Origin of the sequence: Anaerocolumna sp. MB42-C2 (assembly GCF_030913705.1) — a bacterium.
Classification (GTDB): Bacteria; Bacillota; Clostridia; order Lachnospirales; family Lachnospiraceae; genus Anaerocolumna.
In genome coordinates this window covers 4579113-4595821 of sequence record NZ_CP133190.1, presented here as the reverse complement: position 1 = coordinate 4595821, position 16709 = coordinate 4579113, and the positions used below count along the sequence as shown (strand labels likewise).

The 16709-nt window shown below is 37.3% G+C and carries 15 protein-coding genes and 1 riboswitch; of the genes, 2 read left to right on the top strand and 13 right to left on the bottom strand.

The genetic code is table 11. From position 1 onward, the window contains the following. Positions 1 to 52: 52 nt before the first annotated feature. From RBU59_RS20485 to RBU59_RS20475, 3 genes are all read right to left on the bottom strand, one after another. Positions 53 to 1456 carry a PTS mannitol transporter subunit IICB gene (locus RBU59_RS20485; protein WP_308144336.1) on the bottom strand — a complete coding sequence of 468 codons (1404 nt, stop codon included), beginning with the start codon at positions 1454 to 1456 and terminating at the stop codon, positions 53 to 55. Positions 1457 to 1754: 298 nt separating this feature from the next. Next, positions 1755 to 2105: a hypothetical protein gene (locus RBU59_RS20480; RefSeq protein ID WP_308144335.1), complete on the bottom strand. Its 351-nt coding sequence runs from the start codon at positions 2103 to 2105 to the stop codon at positions 1755 to 1757. 82 nt (positions 2106 to 2187) lie between these two features. Next, positions 2188 to 2604, bottom strand: coding sequence for an NUDIX hydrolase (locus RBU59_RS20475; RefSeq protein WP_308144334.1), 417 nt, complete (start codon positions 2602 to 2604; stop codon positions 2188 to 2190). 159 nt (positions 2605 to 2763) lie between these two features. Continuing rightward, positions 2764 to 2825: riboswitch (Fluoride riboswitch) on the top strand. 169 nt (positions 2826 to 2994) lie between these two features. Between RBU59_RS20475 and crcB (RBU59_RS20470) the strand changes: the two genes are divergently transcribed. Both crcB (RBU59_RS20470) and crcB (RBU59_RS20465) read left to right on the top strand, forming a co-directional pair. Further along, complete coding sequence (crcB, locus tag RBU59_RS20470) at positions 2995 to 3432, top strand: fluoride efflux transporter CrcB (protein WP_308144333.1); 438 nt, start codon at positions 2995 to 2997, stop codon at positions 3430 to 3432. A gap of 1 nt (position 3433) precedes the next feature. Next, positions 3434 to 3781, top strand: coding sequence for a fluoride efflux transporter CrcB (gene crcB, locus RBU59_RS20465; protein WP_308144332.1), 348 nt, complete (start codon positions 3434 to 3436; stop codon positions 3779 to 3781). Positions 3782 to 3908: 127 nt separating this feature from the next. Here crcB (RBU59_RS20465) and RBU59_RS20460 read toward each other — a convergent pair whose 3' ends face one another. The 10 genes from RBU59_RS20460 to RBU59_RS20415 form a co-directional block, all read right to left on the bottom strand. Then, complete coding sequence (locus RBU59_RS20460) at positions 3909 to 4400, bottom strand: HD domain-containing protein (protein WP_308144331.1); 492 nt, start codon at positions 4398 to 4400, stop codon at positions 3909 to 3911. A gap of 104 nt (positions 4401 to 4504) precedes the next feature. Further along, entirely contained in the window at positions 4505 to 5296 is a 792-nt protein-coding gene (locus tag RBU59_RS20455) for a lytic transglycosylase domain-containing protein (RefSeq protein WP_308144330.1), read from the bottom strand. Between the two features lie 237 nt (positions 5297 to 5533). Next, entirely contained in the window at positions 5534 to 6769 is a 1236-nt protein-coding gene (locus RBU59_RS20450; protein ID WP_308144329.1) for an MFS transporter, read from the bottom strand. A 176-nt stretch (positions 6770 to 6945) separates the two neighbouring features. Continuing rightward, a complete protein-coding gene (locus RBU59_RS20445; protein WP_308144328.1) occupies positions 6946 to 9468 on the bottom strand; it encodes a glycoside hydrolase family 38 C-terminal domain-containing protein in 2523 nt (840 codons plus the stop codon). Beyond that, positions 9455 to 10768, bottom strand: a complete 1314-nt coding sequence (locus RBU59_RS20440; protein WP_308144327.1) for a glycoside hydrolase family 125 protein — start codon at positions 10766 to 10768, stop codon at positions 9455 to 9457. Before RBU59_RS20440 ends, RBU59_RS20445 begins: the two co-directional genes overlap by 14 nt. 84 nt (positions 10769 to 10852) lie before the next feature. Beyond that, entirely contained in the window at positions 10853 to 12052 is a 1200-nt protein-coding gene (locus RBU59_RS20435; protein ID WP_308144326.1) for a glycoside hydrolase family 76 protein, read from the bottom strand. A 20-nt stretch (positions 12053 to 12072) separates the two neighbouring features. After that, positions 12073 to 13095, bottom strand: coding sequence for a glycoside hydrolase family 76 protein (locus RBU59_RS20430; protein WP_308144325.1), 1023 nt, complete (start codon positions 13093 to 13095; stop codon positions 12073 to 12075). 145 nt (positions 13096 to 13240) lie between these two features. Then, positions 13241 to 14587, bottom strand: a complete 1347-nt coding sequence (locus tag RBU59_RS20425) for an ABC transporter substrate-binding protein (RefSeq protein ID WP_308144324.1) — start codon at positions 14585 to 14587, stop codon at positions 13241 to 13243. A gap of 63 nt (positions 14588 to 14650) precedes the next feature. Next, entirely contained in the window at positions 14651 to 15517 is an 867-nt protein-coding gene (locus tag RBU59_RS20420; RefSeq protein ID WP_308144323.1) for a carbohydrate ABC transporter permease, read from the bottom strand. A gap of 23 nt (positions 15518 to 15540) precedes the next feature. Further along, complete coding sequence (locus tag RBU59_RS20415) at positions 15541 to 16413, bottom strand: carbohydrate ABC transporter permease (protein WP_308148614.1); 873 nt, start codon at positions 16411 to 16413, stop codon at positions 15541 to 15543. Between the last annotated feature and the right edge of the window lie 296 nt (positions 16414 to 16709).

The window sequence follows — 16709 nt, the reverse complement described above, 5'->3', positions numbered from 1 at the left end:
AAATAGGGGTATTGCCTAACGCAATAACCCCTTTCGCACTAATTTGCTAGCTCTATTTTGTCTGTTTTAACTCTTCTACTAAAGTGTCATATTCCGGTGCTGAAAGGAAGTTTTTGATTAAAACTAATTTCGCATTTGGATTGCTGTGAGCTGCACGTTCTCTTAATTCCACATGAGTAACTACAATCTCTGCGTCCCCTGGTATATTTGATACGGATGCATGAACTACATTAATGTGTCCAAGTCCTGCTGCTGCCAGTTTTTTACGAAGTACCGTTGCCCCCATAGCACTGGAACCCATTCCGGCATCGCAGGCAAATACGATACTTTTAACGTTAGCACTGTCTATACTTTGGGTTTCAGACACTACACTTTTGTTTTCTGCTACAATACCTTTGGAAGCCATTTTCATTTCTTTTACTTTATCTTTTGCTGCTTCAACATCTTCATCTTTACCAAATATCTTAAGCAGAGGTACTGCAACCGCGCAGGAAACCACTGTTGCAACTAATACCCCTAAGATAACCGGCAGATATCCTGTCTTTGGTGTCATGGCAAGTACTGCTATAATACTTCCCGGAGAAGCTGCCGAAACTAAACCGCCGCCTAATATGCTAAGCGTAAAGATACCGCTCGCTCCACCTGCAATAGCTGCTATGATTAAAGTTGGATTCATTAAAACATAAGGGAAATATATTTCATGGATACCACCTAAAAAGTGAATTATAATTGCACCCGGTGCAGAGCTTCTGGCAGAACCTTTACCTGCAATACAATATGCAAGCAGGATACCGAGTCCCGGACCCGGATTGGCTTCTAATAAAAAGAAAATTGATTTTCCTAATTCTTTAGACTGCTCCATACCCATTGGGGATAAAATGCCATGATTAACTGCGTTGTTTAAGAACAATACCTTTGCAGGTTCAATAAATATACTTGCTAAAGGAAGTAAACCATGCTCAACGAAGAAACCAACACCTGCCTGCATCACAATATTTAATTGTGAAACAACCGGAGCAATCCCTTTTAATGCAAGTAATGCAAGTAACGCGCCTATGATACCAAGTGAAAAGTTATTCACAAGCATTTCAAAACCTGCTTTTATTTTTCCTTCCAGTAATTTATCAAACTTTTTAATAATCCAGGCACTTAGGGGACCCATGATCATTGCACCGAGAAACATAGGAACATCCGAACCAACTATAACACCCATTGTTGCTATTGCTCCGATAACTCCGCCTCGATGACCGGCAACAGCATTACCTCCGGTGAAAGCAATTAATAAGGTTAGTAATGTTGATGCCATAGGACCTACCAAAACTGCAAGGTTTTCATTTGGTAACCATCCCGTCGGGATAAATAATGCAGTTATAAACCCCCATGCTATAAATGCCCCAATATTCGGCATAACCATACCGCTTAAAAATCTTCCAAACACTTGAACTTTTTCTTTCATCTCTTACCCTCTCTTCTGAAAATTAATGAATAGTTATTATTATTTTCTGAAGAATTGATTGGCCAATCATCTTCTTAAGATAGTTTTATTATAACGGGTGATAGGCTCTTATTTCAACTTGAACAAACGTCAATTTGTCGCTATTCAATAATGACATGACTAAATACCAGAATTATTTAGACAATTTACACATAAAAAGAGAGAAAAACAAGGCATAAACTTATCACAATTATATTATTTTTAACAATAATTACATTAGAAAAAAGCCCTATCAATAATTGAATCAGGCTTTATCTCTTTAAACCATATAACTAATACCTATTAAAAGTAAGGAGAGAAGTAAATAAGCCAAAGTGAACAGAATAAGTACCCGGAAAATTACAAAAATAACTTTCCACATTCTTTTACTTAACATTTCCCCTGTTGAATCAAAGGTATACTTTTTAATGTCTTTTTTAGTTAGAAATACAGATAAAATCAGGACAACACTCCACAGGATATAGATACCGATTTCAACGGGTATCGTCATTGCTGCGTAGTTAAACGGCAGCATTTCAAAAGCAAATAACCAGGGAACAACAACAATCACCAGATATACGAAGAAATGAATTACACAGGCAGTTAATCTGTATTCTGAACTTTCATTCATCTTCTCATCCTCCTTAAGACAGAACTTTTATCCCAAATAGTTTTATCATAAATTATGGATTATATACAAATTATATTATATCTTAATCTATATCCAGCTGATCCAGTATGTTATTCTCTGCTAAGTCCTTAAGGGTTCTCTTTCCTAAACACTTCTGTAAGGCGGACTTATCCGCCCATAAGTAATGAGAATGTTCTTCGGATAAAATAACCTCATTCGTATCAGTGTGACATAAATAATTAATTATCACAACTTGTCTGTAATCGTGGGTTTTAAAGGACGTGGCAAAAAGCAACCTGTCTACCGTGACTTCTAATCCTGTTTCTTCCAGTATTTCTCTTCTTAACCCACTAATCAAATCTTCTCCGAATTCTAATTTTCCTCCAACAAATTCCCAGGTTCCCGCACCGATTTTATTTGTCTCCGTTCGTTTCACAATCAGCGCTTTTCTATCATGTATAATAACTGCTTTCATTGCATTAATAATTATGTTCTCCATTCGTCTCACCTCTTGCAGAAGATCTTAAGTATAGGTAATCGGTATCTCTATCGTTATTATATAATATTATTTATATATTTACTATGTAATTGTTAGGAATTCCTGATATATCCATTTAATAAAAATATAGTTTTTTTTCTAATTTGGTGTTATAATAGAAAGCTGAACGGTGATGGAGTTCACCTTTAACCGCTTAAGATGCTGATGACTCCTGCAAATACTCTGTATTATTTGCAGGGGTTATTTTATTTAATATTGGTGACTATTCATTTCCTGCATACCTGCGTTTATGTACACAAAATAATTGAGTACTCTAAATAGTTACTTAAGAATAAATCATAGAGAAATATGTTTTAAATATACCATATGAAAAAAGAGGGAGATAATAAAATGCGAAAATACATTTTTATTAGTTTGGGTGGTGTCTTTGGCGCTGTTTTAAGGTATATAATCAGGAATATTCCTACTGACTATTACAGTGGAAATATACCTTTAAATACCTTAGCCATCAATATTATCGGAAGCTTTGTTCTGGCTTTGGTTTTAACCGGAGCGAATGAAGTTTTTAAGTTAGGAGCCGATTTAAAATTAGGAATTACTACAGGTTTTATTGGCGCTTTCACCACCTTCTCAACCCTATGTAAAGAAACAGTATCCTTATTGTCTAAAGGCGCTTATTTATCCGCATTCTCTTATGTAACTCTTTCAGCGTTATTAGGAATTACCGCCGCCTATCTGGGTGTAGTTTTAGAAAGAACTGTTGTTTGCATCATTAAAAAGAATAAAAAAAATGTAAATAATAATCCCGTAGATGAACAGGAGGAATAATATGGAATTAATATTTGTCGGTTTAGGTGGGGCACTGGGAAGTCTGACAAGGTATCAGGCGGGTAAAATAATTTCCGGTAAATACAGCATTGCTTTCCCTATAGGTACTTTTATGATTAATATAACCGGTGCGATCCTTTTAGGAATTATAAGCAGTATGGACGCCGGAAAAAATATCTACCTTTTATTTGGGGATGGATTTTTAGGAGCTTACACAACTTTTTCAACTTTTATGTATGAAGGGTTTCAGCTATTTCAGAAAAATAAAAAACTGAATGCATTTACTTATATTATAAGCTCCCTGGTTTTAGGAATCCTTGGATATGGTATAGGTTACTGTCTGATTTAAAAAGAAGGGCTATTGCAATTTAAATTTACTGACTTACTTTAAGAATATGAGGTATCTTAACAAGTAACATTTTATGAATTATGCAAAGCCCCTTACTGGTAATTTTAGAGAGAAAAGATTGTGTGATTTAAACGCCGAATAAATGATTTAAAAATGTTATTCCTGTTTTGGTACGAAAAATACTTTGTTTCACATTACGAATAGTATCCGTGGATGACTTATCTTCATCCAAATTAACTAAAAAATCAGCCTCCACCAAAATCTGATAATCCAGCCCCTCTATATTAGTATAGGTATGGTGGTGTGCAATGAGATAACATACACGATCTATAAACTCCTGATCATAACCCAGACCTCCTAACATATCTGCGGCAACGGCAGGGCCTTCGATCTGTTGATAATGCCCTGAACTGCTGTGATATTTTTCTTCACTTACCTTTATGCCGATATCATGAACTACTGCCGTAACTTCCAGGATTTCTTTTGTTTTATCATCAAGGTTTTCCATTTCCCCTATGGATTTACAATAACCATACACTTTAATAAAATGATTAATTCTCTTTATATCTCCTGAATAATACTGTATCATCGCATTTATAACAGAACCCGTATTTTTCATAATGAATCTCCGTTTTCATATAACATTTTGGCCGACAGATGACCATGCAGTTTCGTGTAAATTGTCTTGCTAAGATCCAAGTGTGTGCTTATTAAAATAGCAGGCTAAATTTTCAACTTTAATAAACTCATTACCGGAACATTGAAATTAATCGTATTAGCCGTATAATTTTTATTATCTTCCTTTGATTTCTTTTCCTCATCGTCGTTAAAGAAAGTATCAATAAATTTCATGTAATCATCATAATTAAAAACAGACTGTAATTCATCTGCGGCAGATGTAGTTTCTTCCGTATCCTCGCCGTTAATGAGATTATTTTTAATCTGTGCAATATCGATGGAGGAAAATGTTACCGTATTCCCTGAGGCCGCAGAATTAGCGGAGACTACCGCATTGTTTGTATCAACACCCTGATTAGCATAGTCAAGTACTTTTTTAACATAGTTCTGAGTTTCTTTAAAAGGAGGAATCCCGCCGTATTTCGCAACATTATTACTTCCTGCATTATAAGCTGCAAGAGCTAAACTTGCATTACCGTCATATTTATCCAACAGCTGGGAAATATACTTTGCACCACCCATTATATTCTGCTGTGCATCAAAAGAATCCGTAACACCAAGTGAAGCTGCCGTAGCAGGCATAAGCTGCATAATACCCTGGGCTCCGCATCTTGAAACTGCTTTCGCATCAAAACTGGATTCGGCCTTACCAATTGCTTTTAATAAATCAACCGGTACATTATATTTTTGTGACGCCTCATTAAAAATAGAATCCAGGCTTTTCGTTTCTCCTAAAAAGGAAGAGAAACTGCTCTTAACGGCTGTGGTTTTTTTATCTGAATTTACGTTATATACCTTATTATTCTCTGCATTTGTTATTCTATTTACTTCCGACATTGTTTTCTCCTTAGCAAACACCAACATTCCCTGGGAATGTTTCTGTTAATAAAGCAGCCTTAAAATTGATATAACATCACTAAATCTAATTAAAAATAATGTTATCTTTTGTAATATTTCGTCTAATTCATATTATAACTGAACCTGTAACAGGAAACAAGATTTATTTATTAACATGGGCTTTTTTCCTATATCATAAATTATTCAGTTAGATTCTCCCCCCTCTTATCTTTGATATTAATTTACTTCTCCTGCATTTTTTGTCTTGGGTTTACCAGCATCCAATAGAACTTTACTGCCGGACATAATAAGGCCTTCCACAAATAACAGGATACCGGTGCCAATTAAAATCCATTCTATTTTTATTATATCGGATAAAGGTCCAAAAAGTAACATACCAAGTGGCAGCATTGCACTGGAAATCATTCCGAATACCCCAAATACCCTGCCTAAATAGTCCTCTTCCACCTTTTCCTGAAGCATTACCGTAGAAGAAGTATTAAAAAATGGCATAACAAATCCGAACACACCCATTAGTAATAAATAGAGCCAGAAATCTGAAATAAAACCAAAAGCAAATGTACAAACACCCATAACAACACTGGATAAAGTCATGGTATGGATTTTATTATTAAAACCATTCCAAATTGTCATAAGGATACCTCCGGCCATCATACCTACGGAAAAAATAATTTCAATAACCGTCAGCCGCCATACCTCTTCACCAAAGCTTCTGGTAACCTGTAACGGGGTAAGGAAAGCAACGGGTGTGGCCAAAAAGAAGAAAAATGCACAGAATATAAAGTATTCTTTTACAAAAGGATGGTTTTTCACATAATTGATCCCTTTAAACATATCTTCTTTGTAACTGACTGCCTGTTCTGACATAGCCTTATTGTGAGCACCTACATGAAGGAAAAACAGCAATATACTTACTCCTATGGCAGCAGTAATCACATCAATAAAAAAGATTGCCTCAATTCTGGTGTAAGTTAACAGTGCTCCGCTTAGCATAGGGGATACCAGCATAATCAGGGACTGGATAGTGCCATTCGTCGCATTTATTTTAGTGAGCTTGTCTTCCGGTACCAATTGAGGCAGAAATGCGTTAATTGCCGGTGATTGTATACCTGCCCCGACTGCACGGATAGCAGATACGATAAATAACATCCAAATGGAATTGTAACCCATTAAAAATAAGATTGCTAATATCAATGTAGATACTGCTATAAGGGAGTCAGACAACATAATTAAAATTTTGCGGTTATAACGGTCTGCCCATACACCTGCAAAAGGTGAGAGGAAAAAGGTAGGCAGAAAACTGCAGATGATAGATATGGTCATCATCAGACCGGACTTCGTTTCCAAGGTAATATACCAGGTTATTGCGTATTGGACAAGGGAGGATCCAAAGAGGGATAAAGTCTGACTGGCTAAAAAGATTATTATATTTTTTTTCCAAGTTTGATTCACAAATTTTCTCCTGACTAGTATTTTTAAAGGGCTGCTGCAGAATAAATTGATATTTTGCAGCAACCCCGATATGTCAAGGATAAAGGACCTTGGAAAATTTGTCAACGGTCTAATTCCTTAAATTTTACTTACTTTAATTCGGTTTATAAATAATGCGGTTTGGTATATTCGAAAATCTATATATTTTCTGAATTACCTAAATCCATTTCAATCAATGAGGTCTCCTCTATATAACTGTCTTTGACGGATATAAAGAAGGTCTTTATCTCATTTGCATTAAGCTTTATTTCTTTTACCAACCTGCCGTCCAAAATATTAAGAACTGCAGTAGCAGATTTACCGGAATTCTCATAAAGCCTCATAATATATCCGTCTCTGTCCTCACTCTTTTTAAGAGCAGATAAAATAACATTGGGATTATCAATTGTTAAAAAGCTTACTCTCCGATTAACTCCGGGTTCTATATACCCAGGCGGGCAGTATGCAAAAGCGTAGGGTTCTTCATTATAAGCTAAAGCCATTTGGTCCAGGCGGTTATCCAGTTCTTTTTTATTCCCTGCAGTTATCCTGAACTGGTAAAATCTCTCGCCCTGTTCCATTCTGGGTGCCCATTGCTCCTCCTGTAAGGCTTTGCCCATAATAAAATCAGACGCCGTATATCCTGCACTCCTTAATAAAGTAACTCCTAACTCTCCGTTCATATAACTTGCTCCATAAGTTCCTTTATTCAGTACTGCTACCGCATTTTTATCTTTATCACTGACCATAACCCATTTCTGGGATACGGTTTCTTCACCTTGCTTTAATTCCTCACTTCCGAACATGATCTGTCCGCTGAATTTATTATCTGCTTCCGGAATATTAAGTGTTAATTTCAAAAACTGCTCTTTCTCTAAGAATAAAACACCTAATTCAACATCAAAATCCGTTCCTTTTTTCGGGAGCTGGTAACGGATATAACTTTTTGAATTATGTAATCCAAATACTGCTTCAATAGTGGTACGTACTTCGCCGTCCTCAATAATTCTTACGGATGGAATTACTTTACTTGTTAAACCGGAATATTCACTTCCCTCATGAGGTAACAAAAGGCTGAAATTTCTTCGCCCCGAGGATTCCATCGTCCCGATTCCCCATGGATTACTGGTATCATCAAACGCCGAGAGCATAAAACTTCCTTTCGTCAGGTAACATATCCCGTCAACATAGTATTCTTCCAATAACCCTGTAGTTGTATTAATAACGACTTTCATTCTGTCATTTTCAAATACATATAGGGGTTTTGACACAATTTCACTGAATACGGGCCGTTTTTCCATAGGTTTAAAGGTAACATCAAAGCGGTTCATAGAGAAAGCTTTTAGTGTTGCCTGTACCACTACCTTTTTCCTCCAGTCAATAGAGAAATTACTGCATTCCTTTTCTGCCTGAGTTGGTATCTTATTACCCTCAGCGGTGACTTCAGGATACATAAAATCCGATGTCCAGTTTTGTTTTGGCAGACCCACTTCACAGGCAAAAACACCTGTTATGTCATATGGATGAGGATTGTACATAAGAATTACGGAACTGTCCGGTTTCACTTTATCCTCATGTTCAGCTAATGCAAGTGCCGTATAGTGTTTCATTCTGGACACTAACTCCAGTCCATGATCCAATAACCGTATAGTATCCTCTTCCACCAATGGACTGCCGGAACCAGGCAGGGCATCATGAAATTCACTAAACAGCAGCGCTTTTTCTATCTCATGAAATATCTCCTTAGGGTAAGGTTTATGATTTAATACTTCTGCGGCAGTTGCCATTTTTTCAGCAGAATAATATTCATTTTCCAATAAACGATGTTTTTGTTTTACCCTGATTTGAGAAGTATAACATCCCGGCGCCACAGGATTCAGACTTGCAGAAACTTCATGCAAATCAGGATTCTTTTCCCTTAATTCCTCAAAATAGGCTTCCGGTACAGAATGTTTGATATGATATTCTTCACTGTTTTCTATCATTATCTTTAGATCCCTTAAATCTTTTCTTGTGGGACCGCCTCCATGGTCACCTACTCCCCATAAGCATAGAGTAACCTCTTCCTCCTTTTTCTGTTCCAGAAACTGATCCAGTTCTTTCGCTGCATCTCCCCAGACGGAATTATAATTTTCATCGGAACGGTGTACGATTACAGACGAGTCTGCAAATCCTCTCCAGATAAAATCCTGATCTTTAAAATCATACCAGTCCGCTGCCGGCCTGCAGACAAGATAAGAATCATATCCTGCTTTACTCAGTATCTGAACCAATCCTCTGGAATGTCCAAAGGAATCAAAATTAATGGCGGTTGTCGGCACTACTCCAAACTCTTTTTTATAAAACCTTTGGCCAACCTGGATATTCCTGATTATGGATTCACCGGATGGCATATTACAATCCGGCTGTAAAAACCACCCTCCCATAATATGCCATTTACCATCCTGGATTTGTTTTTTAATCGTGTTATATAAGGTAATATCATTTTCTTTTACCCATTCATACAGAATTGCTTCATTATGATTAAATACAAACCCATTAAATTCTTCCGTTAATTCAGAGGCGGTACGAAAAGTAGACAGCGCTTCTGAACAGCCTTCCTGCCATCTCCAGAGCCATACCGGATCCAGATGGGCATTTGCTATTAAATGGACATTTTTCACCTTTTTATTTTCGCTCATTATTTACACCTTGTCCTTCCTGTTTAAAAAAGTTTCTCTCCTTTAATTGGATCAATAAATCCGCAAATAGGGAATTGGCCCATGCAAACCATGATCTGGTATAATCCGCGGGGTCATCCGGATTAAAAGCTTCATGACAAAAATTAGTTCCCGCATGGGTATTGGCAAGCATTATAAGACAGTCATTGATTTCCTTATCATCTGTGGAGGTCAAAGCCTGCATAACGATACCGATATGCCAAACCATTCCTTTGGGCGTATGAGGGCTTCCTACACCGCTGGCATATTTTCCTGTGCAGTAATACGGATTATCCTTAGACAATACAAATCTCCTGGTATTTTGATACAACTCATCTTTTTTGCCGCAGTAGTTCAGGTAGGGCATAGCTAACAGGCTGGGGGAATTGGCATCATCCATAAGGTTATAGTTCCCAAATCCGTCTGTCTCATAAGCATAGATCTTACCGTATCCCGGATAATTAATAATACCATAATCCTCAATACCAGCCTTGATTTCTTCCAGTAATGTCCTGCATTTTCCTGCTGTCTCATCGTCTTTGTAAATTTCACGGCAGATTTCTTCTCCATTACTTAACGCAACAACAGCCATCATATTAGCGGGAATCAGATAGCCAAATTTGGTACAGTCATCGGATGGGCGGAAACCTGACCAGGTCATCCCGGTATGGTTAACCGGTCTTCCTTTACCGTTATTAACAAGGGTATCTGATTTTACGCATTGATATCTTCTGAAATAGTAAGGTGAATTTTCATGTTTCTGTTCAACGGTAAATACCTGAATAATTGTATTTATCATTTTAAGAAAATCTTCGGTAAAAATTGTACTTATACCGGTTTCTTTCCAGTAAGAATAAGATAAGTATAATGGCGCACACAAAGAATCCACCTCATATTTTCTCTCCCATACGGATGGATTTAATTGTGTATCATCCTGATGTCCCATCCCGTTGCTGCTTTCGTTAAATGCATTGGCATATGGATCGATGTTCACAAATTCCACCTGTTTTTTAATTACACCCTCTATTATGTTCCGTAAATCCTGATCCTGCTTGGCGTAACGTAGGTAATGGCGTACCTGAGCGGCCGAATCGCGAAGCCACATGGCCGGTATATCTCCGGTAATTACAAAATAACTTCCGTCTTCTAATTGTTTTACCGTCGTTTCTATGGTATTTAAGAAGCATTGTTTTGCCAAAGGTGCCAGGCCTGGATAATTTTCTTTATAATAAGTCTCTAATTCTGCTGCTTTTTCTTCCAATATCGCAGGTATCTGCTTCATATTAAATCTCCTTTATCTATTTTCTTTGTAGGCTTGGAGTGTCAAAAGCCTATTAGGTTATGGTACGTCAATTAGCATATTTTTTTATTCCAGATCCCATGGACAATTTACCAGCATGGATACCGCTGCCGAACAACCCCAGGCAGAATAAAAAGTATCTTCTGTTTTTGTGTTAAACAAGGTCCACATGATGCCGTTTTTATTCTGATTGTTCCACGCAGCCATTGCATTATCATAAAGCCAGGGGATATATTGATATTGATTGCATTCCCGGACGAATTTACCCATCCAGCGGGCCAGTATTCCCTTAAACCCCGGCAGATCATTGCCATCCCCCTCCGTGTTCATTACCTGACCTGAAAACATAGTGTTAACCGTATAATCCGCAGCTTTTTTCGCATCTGTAAGATAAGTTTCATCTCCAAAATATTGATATAATTTCATAGCTGCTCCTATGAAAGTTCCCTGATTATAAGTTGAGCACCACTGGTTTATCCCGGTCTTAAGATCATATGCATCAAAAACTGCGCCGGTGGTTCCAAACAAATTCTCTTTCTCCCAATTGTATATCATAACGGCTTTATCCATATATTTCTTATCACCTGTTGCATTTCCAAGCAGACAAGCTGCAATTACAGCAGGACAATTAATACAGGAATTCTTCGTTTTATTTTCTGTTTTCCAGAATAATCCGCCGCCTAAATCCTCACTCCATGCACGGTCAAACACCAGATTAAAGTGCTTTTGGGCCTGGTTCAAATAGTTTCTGTCCCCAGTTACCGAATATGCCCTGGTACAGGCAATGGTCATCCACATAATATCATCATTAAACTCATTATAAGACCAGTCTTCTCCGTGGTTAGCGATAAACCCTTTATACATATCATTGATCACGGTAAGATATTTATCGTCTTTGGTCTGCTCATAGGCATCTATGATAATTTCAAAGATTTCTGCCTGCTGCCAGAAATCTTCTCCTACAATATAACCGCCTTTATCTTCTTTTACATAAAAACTTGCAAGATATTTATCCAGCCCAGTTTTTGCCATATCTATAGTAGGTTTGCTCTGCCTCGCTTTCTGTGTATCCTGGGTTTCTCCCAGAGCTATATTCTGTAATTCTTCCTTTGTTTCCTGTACCATATTTCCTGTCCTTTTTCCGGAATTCCTCTGATTAGACGAGATAAGAAGATAACCGATTACGGCAATCATTAAAATTACAAGTACACAGGCTGATATATATAACTTTTTCCTGCCACTGTTCCCATTTCTATTTTGTTTCATTATGCTCTCCTCTTAAATTTCTATTTAAGGAGTTTGGCAGCTGTTTCAAGGAGCATAATTCCGCTTAAATGCTGAGCAAGATCTACGCAGCTTGTCTCTTTTGCCATCCAGTCCCCCCCGATTAATCCGTTTTCATTCATACTATAGTCAATCACACATCTGGCGTTAGATAAAATCATATCCTTTATCTCCTCCAATTCCGGATATACCAGATGCAGCTCATATAGATACCTCACCAATATACCTTTAAATAAACCACAGTCGTCCAATCCCTCATAAGGCAAGATGCCCTTATTTGTATCTGCCAATAGTTTCTTAGTAATCTTTGCAGTTTTTACAGCCTGGTTAAGGCAAACCGGAGAATGGTTTATTTTATAAAGTTCTACCAGCGCACCAATTACTACGCCCTGATTATAAGTAAATTTCCAATCATAATCTATTTTATTATCTCCCTGTCGGTTTAAGCCATCCCAAACGAACCCGGTTTCCAAATCCATCAGGTTTTCCATATTCCATTTCAGTATCTTTTCTCCCCACTTTAAATCCTCTTCTCTTTGAAATCTTTGATAGAGGCGGAATGCCAATATAGCTGCCGGAGCATTAGCCGGCGTGTTCTTATAGTCTAACTGATCTTTTTTCCAGGCCATACCTCCGCCCATAGAATCATTCCAGGCAGTTTTAATATCCTCCCATAGGGTCAAGGTCTGTTCTTTATAGTTTTGTTCTCCTGTTGCATCATAAAGCCTTAACTGGGCTAAAGCCATCCATTCCATATCATCATACCAGTTATGAAGAAAGGTATTTCCGTTTTTAACAAAGGTCCCATTATATTCTTTTTGGATTCGGTCTAAATATTTCTCCTCTCCCGTCCGGTTATAACCGTCCAAAAGACTGTCTAAAGAATGAGCATGCCACCAATAGATCCAGTTTTCTGTATCTTTTACCGGATAATGATTTACAAAGGTACCCTCTTTCTCGTTCCAAAAATACTCTACCAGGCTTTCCTGTACTTTTTCACAAATCTCGCTTATGTTATTTATCATATTCTATTCCTTTCTGATATTATATATTAAGTAACAGCTAAAAAGGATGTAATAATCCTTTCAGGAATGATTCTTATTCTTTCTGTATTTCGATAGGAATAAGCGGCAATCCAGACAGGATTATTTACATCCTCCTTAATAACAATTATTTATTTGCTGCGTCAGCTAAGACTCCATCTCCTTGTGCCTGAGCATTCTTAAGAGCATCCTCCGCACTGATTTCCCCTGCCACATATTTTTGTAATTGAGGAATTAAAGCCAAACCTTCTACATCGGAATATCCGGGAACTTTAGAACGAATCCCTGCATACTGCATTGTATCGGAAAATACTTTCAGTATTTCATCATTCATAAAATAAGGATCGGCTGCCGCATCTTTATTGGCAGGAAGGTTTCCGCTGATTTTAGCAAATTCCACTCCGTTTGCGGGCTGTGTTGTCCACCATTTAATGAAATCCCATGCGCCGTCAACATTTACAGCCTTATTAGGGATAATCAGTCCAAAACCGCCCATCATGGCTGATTTAGCGCCTGTAGGACCTACCGGCTGTCCGATTACACCAAAATCGATACCAGCATCTTTATAACTTTGTAAAGTCCATGGTCCGTTAAAAGTAATAGCAACTTTACCTGCTTTAAATCCATCTCCCCCAAATGCATCCTCAAACCCTAATTCATAAACCTTATCATCATTTAATAATTGATCCCAATATTTTAAAACATCTAAACCGGCCTGGGAATTAAACGCAGTTTTTGCAGGTGTGGCTGAATCATCAATCATTTTTCCGCCTGCCTGCCCGATCCAGTTATTAAACAGGCCTACATCCTTTAAAGAGAAACCTGCCTGAACTAATTTGTCTCCATCTCTTTTCGTCAGTTTAATGGCAGCCTGCCTTAAACTCTCCCAATCAGTTATGGATGCCGGGTCAACACCTGCTTCTTTAAACATAGTTTTATTGTAAAAAATAACTCTGGTATCTACCGTTAAAGGAATACCGTATAATTTACTGTCAAAGGTAAGTTCATCCACTGCAGGTGCATAAAATTTAGTTAAATCAACACTGTCTTTTGCCACCATATCGTCTAATTGGGTGAAAGCTCCCTTAGGGGCATATACGCTGGTATTAAAACGGTCCCATAAAACAACATCCGGCGCCTGGTTACTTACAATAGCAGTCAGTAATTTTTGTTCCATTCCGTCCTGTACCGAATAAGTAACATGATACTTATTCTGAGATTCATTATAAGTCTTCAACTGGTTTTCAAGCTGTCCAACCTGATCACCGCTCCAGGATCCCCACATAGTAATTTCCGTTACTTTTCCATTTCCTGAATTATCTGCATTTTTGTTTCCCGTTTCTGCCGTAGATGCAGACGTATCATTTGCCTTGTTACCGGATCCGGCGCATCCGGTAAGTGAACCCATTACCAGAGCAGCGGTAAGTAAAACTGCTCCCGCTTTTTTAAACATGTTTTTTGCTGCTTTCTTCATATATCTTCCTCCTTTTATTATCGGTATCAAACCCAGGTAGATTGATACACGAATTATGATTTTTTACTTATTGCCGGTAAAAGCAATACCCTGGATATAATATTTTTGTGCAAAAACAAAAATCAATATAGTTGGTAAGGTTGCAATGACGGTTCCGGCCATAAGTGGTCCGTAACTGGTATTATACTGATACTGAAACGTTGATAATCCCACCTGAATGGTCATCATTTCTTTGGAATTAAGCACTATCATAGGCCACATAAAGGAATTCCATCCTGCCTGGAAAGTCATAATTCCCAAAGTCATTGCAGCAGGTTTAATCAGTGGTAAATAAATCTGCCAGAAAATACGAAACTCATTACATCCATCTACTCTTGCAGCCTCTGCCAGATCATCCGGAAGTGTCTCAAAGAACTGCTTCATAAAGAAAACTGCAAAAGCTCCTACCGCACCCGGAATTACGATAGCCGAATAATGATTAATAAATCCGGTTCCTCCCTGTCCGAGCAGGTTATTTCCGCCAACGAAAGGGAAATATTTTAACACTAAAAACTGCGGTATCATAGTAACGACACCCGGGATCATCATGGATGATAAAAGTAGGGTAAAGGTTATTTTTCTTCCTCTGAATTTCAGTTTCGCAAAGGAATATCCCGCCAGAGCTCCCAAAAATACATTGGTAATCACACCGCAGGCAGCCAATATTAATGAATTCATAAAATAGCGGAAAAACGGGATCGTATCAAATACCTTCTCGTAATTCTTCATGGAAAAATCCTTAGATAATAATGACAGGGAATTAGAGTAAATCTCTCCCTCCGGTTTAAATGATGTGGCTAACATCCATAAAAAAGGAAAAACAGTAATAAGTGCAATGCAAACCGCGCCAATGTACCATAAAATATCACCTATTTTTTTCTTTGTCTTCATCTTTTTTTATTACCTCCTTTTCTCTAAATATCTGCCTTATTTATTTTCTGGTTAAGAAGTGTCATAACTAAAATAATTAAAAATAATATAAGTGAAATACTGGAGGCATATCCCATATTCAGATTCTTGAAACCGTTGTTATATATGTAATAAACCAAAGTTATGGTGGCATTTCCCGGCCCGCCTTTTGTTAACACAAAGGCCTGGTCAAATACCTGGAAAGTACCTATAATAAGCATCGTTGATACAAGAAATGTTGTCTTGGTCAGTGACGGCATCGTTATCAACTTAAACATCTGCCATCTGCCGGCTCCCTCCACTTTCGCTGCCTCATAATAAATCTGGGGGATCCCTTTTAAACCGGACAGAAAAATCATCATATTGCCGCCAAAACCTGCCCACAAACTCATCATAACAATAGCAATCATAGCTAACTTGGAATCATATAACCATGCCGGTCCTTCAATATGAAATACTCCTAAAATTCCATTTAAAAGACCTAATTGAGGGTTTAATATCCAAAACCATAACGTGGCGGTTGCTACACTGGAAGAAAGAACAGGTAAATAAAACAGAGTCCTGAACAGACCTACCATTCTTTTTTCAGAATTTAAAAACAATGCAGCACCAAGTGATAAGAACAATCCTGACGGTACATATAAAACCGTATAATAACAGGTGTTTTTTAAAGAAATCCAAAAGAACTCATCCCCTACTATTTTTTGGAAATTCTTTAATCCAACGAATCTTGGCATATTAATTATGTCATAATCGGTAAAACTTAACGCGATTGCCATTATCATTGGAAATAGGGTAAAAACGAGAAACAAAATTACCGGAGGTGCAACAAACAGTTTTCCAATAAAATTTTGTTTTGTAGCTACACGGCTTTTCACTTTCAAAACTCCATCTCCTTTCCAAAACAAACAAGCAATTTAAACATTCAACGTATCCATGGTGCACAATATATTATTTATACCATTTATACCATTGTAAAGTTTTTGCAGCACGAATCAGTATATGTGCTTATTAGAATTTACTCTACTTAGAATATATTATATGTATTTTGTATAATAATTAAATGTATATTCATATATGCTTGTAGATTATAAACATATATTATCATCGTATATATCATTTGTCAAGAGTATTATTATATTAATTATACTTACTATATCATTTATATCATTTT